The following is a 787-nucleotide window of genomic DNA, read 5'->3' on the forward strand; positions in this document are numbered from 1 at the left end:
AGTGTGCTGCAGAAGCACACAGAAAGGATGATCGTGATGATCTGATAATCTGTGAGCACAAGCTGTGACAGCGATGAGGGAGGGCCCCTCGGGATCGGCTTTCAGGAGCAGGTCCCAAATCACTTCAAGCGGCTTCGCTTAAGAGGCGCGGTCGTGAGCGTTGAAGCTAACGATCGGGAAATACCCGAGCGGATAAGCATCCGAGAGACGAATGAAAATGAACCCGCCGATGAAGCGTCGTAACGTGGAAATCGTCGTCAAAACCAGAGGTGTGTCGTCCCTCTGGGATCAGTCCGCTGGAAGCCTGATGATTGGGCGGGCGGCGACCGGCGTTGAGGGGGCGTGAATCGGATGCAGGCGTTGTCACGGAACTGCAGGAACCAGTCGCTCCGATGCAAAGGGAGAAGCACAAGCGGAGAAAACCGTGAGGCAAGAGTACCGATGCGGAGCACTGGGGCGGACCGATCCGTACAAGTGACGAAGGCTCGTAATGGGGCTGGAGCGAAGGGATCGGATCAGGTGGGCTGGCCATCGTTGCAACTGGCAACAGGAGGACGGCGGTGAACCAGCCAAGCAAACCGTTCAACATCGACAAAAGAAAGGTGTACGAAGCGTATCTGCAGGTGCGATCTAATGGTGGCGCAGCCGGTGTCGACGGAGTGACGATTGAGGAATTTGAATCCGACTTGAAGAGTAACCTCTACAAGATTTGGAATCGAATGAGCTCAGGCGCCTACTTCCCGCCACCTGTTCGTGCCGTCTCCATTCCGAAGAAGAGCGGAGGCCA

At 56.3% G+C, this 787-nt stretch carries 1 protein-coding gene and 1 pseudogene; both read left to right on the forward strand.

Annotation, left to right across the window (positions count from 1 at the left end):
* Positions 1-211 precede the first annotated feature (211 nt).
* Positions 212-346 carry a hypothetical protein gene (locus tag CWO89_RS49030; protein ID WP_283813599.1) on the forward strand — a complete coding sequence of 45 codons (135 nt, stop codon included), beginning with the start codon at positions 212-214 and terminating at the stop codon, positions 344-346.
* Positions 347-560: 214 nt separating this feature from the next.
* A pseudogene (locus tag CWO89_RS44790) lies at positions 561-787 on the forward strand (group II intron reverse transcriptase/maturase); the annotation flags it as partial.

The organism is Bradyrhizobium sp. Leo170, assembly GCF_004296405.1.
Taxonomy (GTDB): Bacteria; Pseudomonadota; Alphaproteobacteria; order Rhizobiales; family Xanthobacteraceae; genus Bradyrhizobium.